At 70.2% G+C, this 7531-nt stretch carries 8 protein-coding genes; 4 read left to right on the top strand and 4 right to left on the bottom strand.

Features of this window, described 5'->3' with window-relative positions:
• Positions 1–97: 97 nt before the first annotated feature.
• The 3 genes from ABZ192_RS10920 to ABZ192_RS10910 all read right to left on the bottom strand — a co-directional run bounded on the left by ABZ192_RS10920 (position 98) and on the right by ABZ192_RS10910 (position 3241).
• Positions 98–685: a TetR family transcriptional regulator gene (locus ABZ192_RS10920; protein ID WP_356924174.1), complete on the bottom strand. Its 588-nt coding sequence runs from the start codon at positions 683–685 to the stop codon at positions 98–100.
• A 25-nt stretch (positions 686–710) separates the two neighbouring features.
• Positions 711–1715: an aldo/keto reductase gene (locus ABZ192_RS10915; RefSeq protein WP_356924173.1), complete on the bottom strand. Its 1005-nt coding sequence runs from the start codon at positions 1713–1715 to the stop codon at positions 711–713.
• 143 nt (positions 1716–1858) lie between these two features.
• Positions 1859–3241 carry a glycine--tRNA ligase gene (locus ABZ192_RS10910; protein ID WP_356924172.1) on the bottom strand — a complete coding sequence of 461 codons (1383 nt, stop codon included), beginning with the start codon at positions 3239–3241 and terminating at the stop codon, positions 1859–1861.
• Positions 3242–3425: 184 nt separating this feature from the next.
• On the opposite strand from ABZ192_RS10910, the gene ABZ192_RS10905 reads away from it, so the two are divergent.
• From ABZ192_RS10905 to ABZ192_RS10890, 4 genes are read left to right on the top strand one after another with little or no spacing between them, the layout of a single operon-like run.
• Positions 3426–4406 carry a metal ABC transporter substrate-binding protein gene (locus ABZ192_RS10905; RefSeq protein WP_356924171.1) on the top strand — a complete coding sequence of 327 codons (981 nt, stop codon included), beginning with the start codon at positions 3426–3428 and terminating at the stop codon, positions 4404–4406.
• A gap of 20 nt (positions 4407–4426) precedes the next feature.
• Positions 4427–5194 carry a metal ABC transporter ATP-binding protein gene (locus ABZ192_RS10900; protein ID WP_274816162.1) on the top strand — a complete coding sequence of 256 codons (768 nt, stop codon included), beginning with the start codon at positions 4427–4429 and terminating at the stop codon, positions 5192–5194.
• Positions 5194–6096: a metal ABC transporter permease gene (locus ABZ192_RS10895; RefSeq protein WP_356924170.1), complete on the top strand. Its 903-nt coding sequence runs from the start codon at positions 5194–5196 to the stop codon at positions 6094–6096. The genes ABZ192_RS10900 and ABZ192_RS10895 overlap by 1 nt, the downstream gene beginning before the upstream one ends.
• Before the next feature lie 58 nt (positions 6097–6154).
• Positions 6155–6574 carry a transcriptional repressor gene (locus tag ABZ192_RS10890; protein WP_356004323.1) on the top strand — a complete coding sequence of 140 codons (420 nt, stop codon included), beginning with the start codon at positions 6155–6157 and terminating at the stop codon, positions 6572–6574.
• 119 nt (positions 6575–6693) lie between these two features.
• On the opposite strand, the gene ABZ192_RS10885 is transcribed toward ABZ192_RS10890, so the two are convergent.
• A complete protein-coding gene (locus tag ABZ192_RS10885; RefSeq protein WP_356924169.1) occupies positions 6694–7524 on the bottom strand; it encodes an isoprenyl transferase in 831 nt (276 codons plus the stop codon).
• Positions 7525–7531 lie beyond the last annotated feature (7 nt).

Here is a 7531-nt window from a genome sequence, read left to right as displayed (position 1 = left end):
AGCCAGCAACGGCTCGATCACCGCCCACGACTCATCGGTCAGCTCATGACGACGCACCACGCACAGACCAACGCGCCAACCACTTTGCGGACACGGCCTAGGGCCGCAGGCCTCGCACCAGCAGGTCGACGACCGAGGCGAAGTCGGCCTCGGCCCCGGGCTCTTCCCACTCCCGCGCGTAGCAGGGGTCGTGGAAGCGCCCCGTCGCCTGGAAGACCGCGCGGGCCGTGGCCTCCGGGTCGGTGGCGGCGAAGTCGCCGGTCTCGACGCCGGCCTGGATGATGCGGGTCAGCTGGGATGTCAGGTCGGCGATGTGCTCACCGACCGCCGCGCCGTTCTCGTCCGTGAGGACCGTGTACGTGGCGAACAGCTCCGGATCCCCGCCTGCCTTGCGGCGCTTCGCGGCGAACAGCGCGGCCAGCCAGTCCCGCAGCCGGGCCTCCGGGTCACCCTCCCCCGCGGCGATGCCCGAGAGCTCCCCGGACGTGCGGTCCAGCCAGCGCTTGGTGACCGCCTCGCGCAGCGCCGCCTTGGTGCGGAAGTGACGGTAGACGCTGCCGTGGCTGACGCCGAGCGCGCGGGCCACGTCCACCACGGTGGCCTTGGCCGGGCCGTGGCGGCGCAGCACCTCCTCGGTCGCCTCGAGGATGCGCTCGGCGGTCAGGATCTCGCTGGTCGGTGCCATGCCCTGACCGTACCGGGAGCCGGCTTCAGCTCTCGAGGTGTGCCATCTGGGCCGCCGGGTAGCGGTCGCCCGCGGCGGCGCCGGGCGGTACGGCCTCCTCGATCGCGGTCAGGTCGGCCGCCTCCAGCGTGACGTCCAGCGCGCCCAGCGCCTCCGTGAGCCGGTCGCGGCGGCGGGCGCCGACCAGGGGCACGATGTCCTCACCGCGGCTGAGCACCCAGGCGATGGCGATCTGCGCGACGCTGACGCCCTTCTGCTCGGCGATCTTCCGCAGCGCCTCGACGAGGTTCAGGTTGTGCCGGAGGTTGTCCCCCTGGAAGCGCGGGGACATCGCCCGGAAGTCGCCGGCGCCGAGCTGCCGGTCGGCGGTGAAGTGGCCGGAGATCAGGCCCCGGGAGAGCACGCCGTACGCCGTGATGCCGATGCCCAGCTCGCGCGTGGTGGGGAGGATCTCCTCCTCGATGCCACGCGAGATCAGGGAGTACTCGATCTGGAGGTCGGAGACCGGCGCGGTGGCGGCGGCCCGCCGGATCGTCTCGGCGCCGACTTCGCTGAGGCCGATGTGCCGCACGTACCCCTTCTCGACCAGCTCCGCGATCGCGCCGACCGTCTCCTCGATCGGCACGTCGGGGTCGAGGCGGGCGATGCGGTAGACGTCGATGTGGTCGACGCCGAGCCGCTGGAGGGAGTACGCGGCGAAGTTCTGCACGGCGGCCGGCCGGCCGTCGTAGCCGGACCAGCCACCGTCCGGGTCGCGCAGGGCGCCGAACTTCACGCTGACCAGGGCCTGTTCACGCCGGGCGGCGGGGGCCGCGCGCAGGGCCTCGCCGATCAGCATCTCGTTGTGGCCCATGCCGTAGAAGTCGCCGGTGTCCAGCAGGGTGACGCCCGCTTCGAGCGCCGCGTGGATGGTCGCCACGGACTCGGCCCGGTCCGCCTCGCCGTACAGCGCGGACATGCCCATGCAGCCGAGACCGAGGGCGGAGACCTGGGGTCCGGTGGTTCCGAGGGTTCGGGTTCGCATCGTCATGGCGTCCACTGTGGCATGACAGCTGACAGATTTCAATATCTGTCATTCGATACTTGTCAGCCGCCTGGCGACCCCGCCCCAGACGCACCGGTGCCGGGCCCCTCCGCGGAGGAACCCGGCACCGGTGTGTGTAAGAAAAGCGGTCAGCAGCCGACCAGGCGGGCCGCCAGGTAGCCCTCGATCTGGTCGAGGGAGACGCGCTCCTGCTTCATCGAGTCACGCTCGCGGACGGTGACCGCGTTGTCCTCCAGGGTGTCGAAGTCGACGGTCACGCAGAACGGCGTGCCGATCTCGTCCTGGCGGCGGTAGCGGCGGCCGATGGCGCCGGCGTCGTCGAACTCGATGTTCCAGTGCTGGCGCAGCGCCTGGGCGAGGCCCTTGGCCTTCGGGGACAGCTCCGGGTTCCGGGACAGCGGCAGCACCGCGACCTTCACCGGGGACAGGCGCGGGTCGAGGCGCAGCACCGTGCGCTTCTCCATCTTGCCCTTGGCGTTGGGCGCCTCGTCCTCGATGTAGGCGTCCAGGAGGAACGCCAGCATCGCGCGGCCGACACCGGCCGCGGGCTCGATGACGTACGGCGTCCAGCGCTCGCCGGCCTCCTGGTCGAAGTAGGTGAGGTCCTGGCCGGAGGCCTTGGAGTGGGCGCCGAGGTCGTAGTCGGTGCGGTTGGCGACACCCTCCAGCTCACCCCACTCGCTGCCGCCGAACTGGAAGCGGTACTCGATGTCGGCGGTGCGCTTGGAGTAGTGGGAGAGCTTCTCCTTCGGGTGCTCGTACCACCGCATGTTCTCCTCGCGCAGGCCGAGACCGGTGTACCAGTTCCAGCGCTGCTCCATCCAGTACTCCTGCCACTTCTCGTCCTCGCCCGGCTTGACGAAGAACTCCATCTCCATCTGCTCGAACTCGCGGGTGCGGAAGATGAAGTTGCCGGGCGTGATCTCGTTGCGGAAGGACTTGCCCATCTGGGCGATGCCGAACGGCGGCTTGCGGCGCGAGGTGGTCTGCACCTGGGAGAAGTTGGTGAAGATGCCCTGCGCGGTCTCGGGCCGCAGGTAGGCGACGGAGCCGGAGTCCTGGGTCGGGCCGAGGTGGGTGGACAGCAGGCCCGAGAACTGCTTGGGCTCGGTGAACTGGCCCTTGTTGCCGCAGTTCGGGCAGTTGACGTCCGCGAGGCCGTTCTCCGGCAGGCGGTTGTGCTTGGCCTCGTAGGCCTCCTCCAGGTGGTCCGCGCGGAACCGCTTGTGGCAGGAGGTGCACTCGGTCAGCGGGTCCGTGAAGGTGGCGACGTGGCCGGAGGCGACCCAGACCTCGGGGGCCAGGATCACGGACGAGTCGATACCGACGACGTCCTCGCGCGACGTCACCATGTAGCGCCACCACTGGCGCTTGAGGTTCTCCTTGAGCTCGACACCCAGGGGGCCGTAGTCCCAAGCGGCGCGCTGACCGCCGTAGATCTCACTACAGGGGAATACGAAGCCACGGCGCTTGCTCAGGCTGACGATGGTGTCGATCTTGTCGGCGGCCACGGTGCTCTCTTCATTACGACGACGGGCGACGAAGCGAGTTGCTTCCAGCGAATGCTTCAGGTTACCGGCGGGGGCGCCCCCTCAATCAAATCGCTCCCCCTGTCGCGACCGCCAGACCCCCTCCACGGAACCCGCTCGGCCCGTTTGTTGACAACGGTTTCCATATTTGTTGAAAATGAGTGTCATGAACGTACGACGACGCCTCATATCCGCCACCGCGGTCACCGCGGCCACCGCTCTCGGCCTCGGTGCTCTCTCCGCCTGCTCCAGCGACAGCGCGGCGACGGGCAACACGGACAAGTTCGACGTCGTCGCGTCGTTCTACCCGATGGCGTTCCTCGCCGAGCAGATCGGCGGCGACCACGCGAACGTCACCAGCCTGACCGAGCCCGGCCAGGAGCCGCACGACCTGGAGATCAGCACCAAGCAGCGGGCACAGCTCGAAGAGGCCGACGCGGCGCTCTACCTCAAGGGCCTCCAGCCCGCCGTCGACGAGGCGGTCTCGCAGACCGGCATCAAGACGAAGATCGACGCGGCGACGCTGACCACCCTGGAGGACCACGGCAACACCGAGCACGACCACGCGGGCGAGGAGGGCCACGCCGAGGAGGAGAAGGGCCACGCCGAGGAGGAGGAGGAGCACGCCCGCGACCCGCACATCTGGCTGGACCCGGTGAAGTACGCCGAGGTCGCCGAGGGCGTGGGCAAGGCCTTCGAGAAGGCCGACCCGGACCACGCGGCCGACTACAAGAAGAACACCGCGGCCCTGGTCGAGAAGCTGAACGGCCTCAACGGCGAGTTCGAGAACGGCCTGAAGGACACCAAGACCAAGGTCTTCTTCACCAACCACGCCGCCTTCGGCTACCTCGCCGAGCGCTACGGCCTCACCCAGGAGGCCATCTCCGGCCTCGACCCCGAGAGCGAGCCCAGCGCCGCCCGGGTCAGGGAGCTCCAGCAGGAGGCCAAGGCCGACGGCGTCACCACCGTCTTCTACGAGACACTGGTCTCCGACAAGACCGCGAAGACCCTCGCCAAGGACGCGAAGCTCAAGACGGACGTCCTCGACCCGCTCGAGGGCATCACCGACAAGTCCCGCGGCGACGACTACTTCCAGGTCATGGAAGCCAACCTCAAGGCCCTTCAGGCGGCCCTGGGAGCGAAGTGATCGACCCATCGGAGGACGGCATGACCGAGCCCGTCGTATCCCTGCGCGGCGTCCGCGCGGACCTGGGCTCGCGCCCCGTCCTGCGCGGCATCGACCTCACCGTGCACCACGGCGAGGTCGTCGCGCTGCTCGGCGCGAACGGCTCCGGCAAGTCCACGGCCGTGCGCAGCATCATCGGCCAGGTGCAGACCGGCGCCGGCGAGATCGAACTGTTCGGCACGGACCGCAGGCGGTTCCGCGACTGGCACCGCGTGGGCTACGTCCCGCAGCGCACCACGGCCGCGGGCGGGGTGCCCGCCACGGTGACCGAGGTGGTCTCCTCGGGCCGCCTGTCCCGGGCCCGCTTCGGTGTGCTGCGCAAGGCGGACCACGCGGCCGTGCGCGCGGCCCTGGAGCTCGTCGGCATGGCGGACCGGGCCAAGGACTCGGTCAACGCCCTCTCGGGCGGCCAGCACCAGCGGGTCCTGATCGCCCGCGCGCTCGCCTCCGAGCCGGAACTGCTGATCATGGACGAGCCGATGGCCGGCGTCGACCTGGCCAGCCAGGAGGTCCTCGCGCACACGCTGCGCGAGCAGGTCTCCCAGGGCACGACCGTGCTGCTCGTGCTGCACGAACTGGGCCCCCTGGAGCCCCTCATCGACCGGGCGGTCGTCCTGCGCGACGGCTGCGTCGTGCACGACGGACCGCCCCCGAAGGCGGTCGGGCAGCACGCCCTGCCCGGCCACGACCACGTACACCCGCACGCACCCGCGGGCCACGAACCGATCCGCACGGGACTGCTGAGCTGATGGAGATCCTCGACTACGCCTTCATGCAGCGGGCGCTGCTCGCCGCCGTCCTGGTCGGCATCACGGCCCCCGCGGTGGGCATCTACCTGGTCCAGCGCCGCCAGGCCCTGATGGGCGACGGCATCGGCCACGTGGCGATGACCGGCGTCGGCCTCGGCTTCCTGCTGACCTGGTCCCCGGTGTGGATGGCGACCCTCGTCTCCGTCATCGGCGCGGTCCTCATGGAGCTGATCCGCTGGTACGGCAGGACCCGCGGCGACATCGCCCTCGCGATGCTGTTCTACGGCGGCATGGCCGGCGGTGTGATGTTCATCAACCTCGCACCTACGGGCTCCAACGCCAACCTGACGTCGTACCTCTTCGGCTCCCTGTCGACGGTGTCCGAGTCGGACGTCACGGCGATCTGCATCCTGGCCGCTTTCGTCGTCCTGGTCACCCTCGGCCTGCGCCGGCAGCTGTTCGCGGTCAGCCAGGACGAGGAGTTCGCCCGGGTGACGGGCCTGCCGGTGCGCGCCCTGAACCTGCTGACGGCGGTCACCGCGGCCGTCACGGTGACGGTGGCGATGCGCGTGGTCGGCCTGCTCCTGGTCAGCGCGCTGATGGTGGTGCCCGTCGCGGCCGCCCAGCAGATCGGCCGCAGCTTCGCCGCGACCTTCGTGATCGCCGTGGCCATCGGCGTGAGCGTGACGATCGGCGGCACGGTCACCTCGTACTACCAGGACGTCCCGCCCGGCGCGACCATCGTGCTGCTGACCATCGGCGCCTTCGTCGTGCTGACGGCGCTCGCGACTCCGCTGGCCCGCCGCCGCGCCCGCGCCCGGAGCGCCGCGGATCCCGCCCACGACCCCGCCGAGTGCGCGATTCCGGGCACCCGGAAGACAACCGACGAAGTCGGCGTCTGACCGCCCCCACCCCGGGCTGGCACAATGGCCCGGGCAAGGCAGACGTGAGGAGGCAACGGTGACGACCGCTGGACCGTCCGTGAAGGGCCGCGCCACCAGGCAGCGTGCCGCCGTGGCGGCGGCCCTGGACGAGGTCGACGAGTTCCGCAGCGCGCAGGAACTGCACGACATGCTCAAGCACAAGGGCGACTCGGTCGGGCTCACCACGGTCTACCGCACCCTGCAGTCCCTCGCCGACGCCGGCGAGGTCGACGTCCTGCGCACCGCCGACGGCGAGTCCGTCTACCGCCGGTGCTCCACCGACGACCATCACCACCACCTGGTGTGCCGCGGCTGCGGCAAGGCCGTCGAGGTGGAGGGCCCGGCCGTGGAGAAGTGGGCGGAGGCCATCGCCGCCGAGCACGGCTTCGTGAACGTGGCCCACACAGTGGAGATCTTCGGCACGTGCGCGGACTGCGCGAAGGCCTCCGGCGGCTGAGCCGCTGTTCGCCGTGGGGGTGAGGCCCGGTCCGCGGGTGCGGGTCCATGGTGGCCGGTCGCGCAGTTCCCCGCGCCCCTGAGGGAACTGCGCCACCCTTGCCTGCGAAGCGCTGTGGACTACTGCTGCTTGCCCTCCATGGCCAGCAGCTCCTCGTTCGGGATGGCGCCGCCGAAGCGGCGGTCCCGCGAGGCGAACTCCAGGCAGGCCCGCCACAGGTCGCGGCGGTCGAAGTCCGGCCACAGCACGTCCTGGAAGACCATCTCGGCGTACGCGCTCTGCCAGATCAGGTAGTTGGAGGTGCGCTGCTCGCCGCTCGGGCGCAGGAACAGGTCCACGTCCGGCATGTCCGGGTAGTACATGTACTTCGCGAAGGTCTTCTCGTTGACCTTCGACGGGTCGAGCTTCCCGGCCTTCACATCGGCCGCCAGCGCCTGCGCCGCGTCGGCGATCTCGGCGCGCCCCCCGTAGTTCATGCAGAAGTACAGCGTGAGCTTGTCGTTGTCCTTGGTCTGCTCCTGGGCGATCTGGAGCTCCTTGGCCACGGACCGCCACAGCTTGGGCATCCGCCCCACCCAGCGCACCCGCACACCCAGCTCGTCCAGCTGGTCCCGGCTCTTGCGGATGAAGTCCCGGTTGAAGTTCATCAGGAAGCGCACCTCGTCCGGCGACCGCTTCCAGTTCTCGGTGGAGAAGGCGTACAGGGAGATGGCGCCCACGCCCATCTCGATGGCGCCCTGGAGCACGTCCAGCACCCGCTCGGCGCCGACCTTGTGCCCCTCGGTGCGCGGCAGGCCCCGCTCCTTCGCCCACCGCCCGTTGCCGTCCATGACGATCGCCACATGCTGTGGCACGAGCTCTCCGAGCTTCGGCGGCCGCGCGCCGGACGGGTGGGGCTCCGGCGTCCTGTACTCCCGGCGCTGCCGCCCCAGGATCCCGCGTACGGCCATGTGTTTC

It is taken from the genome of Streptomyces sp. NPDC006235 (assembly GCF_040613735.1).
Lineage (GTDB): Bacteria > Actinomycetota > Actinomycetes > Streptomycetales > Streptomycetaceae > Streptomyces.
The sequence above is the reverse complement of the archived record's forward strand: the minus strand, read 5'-3'. Positions and strand labels throughout refer to the sequence as shown.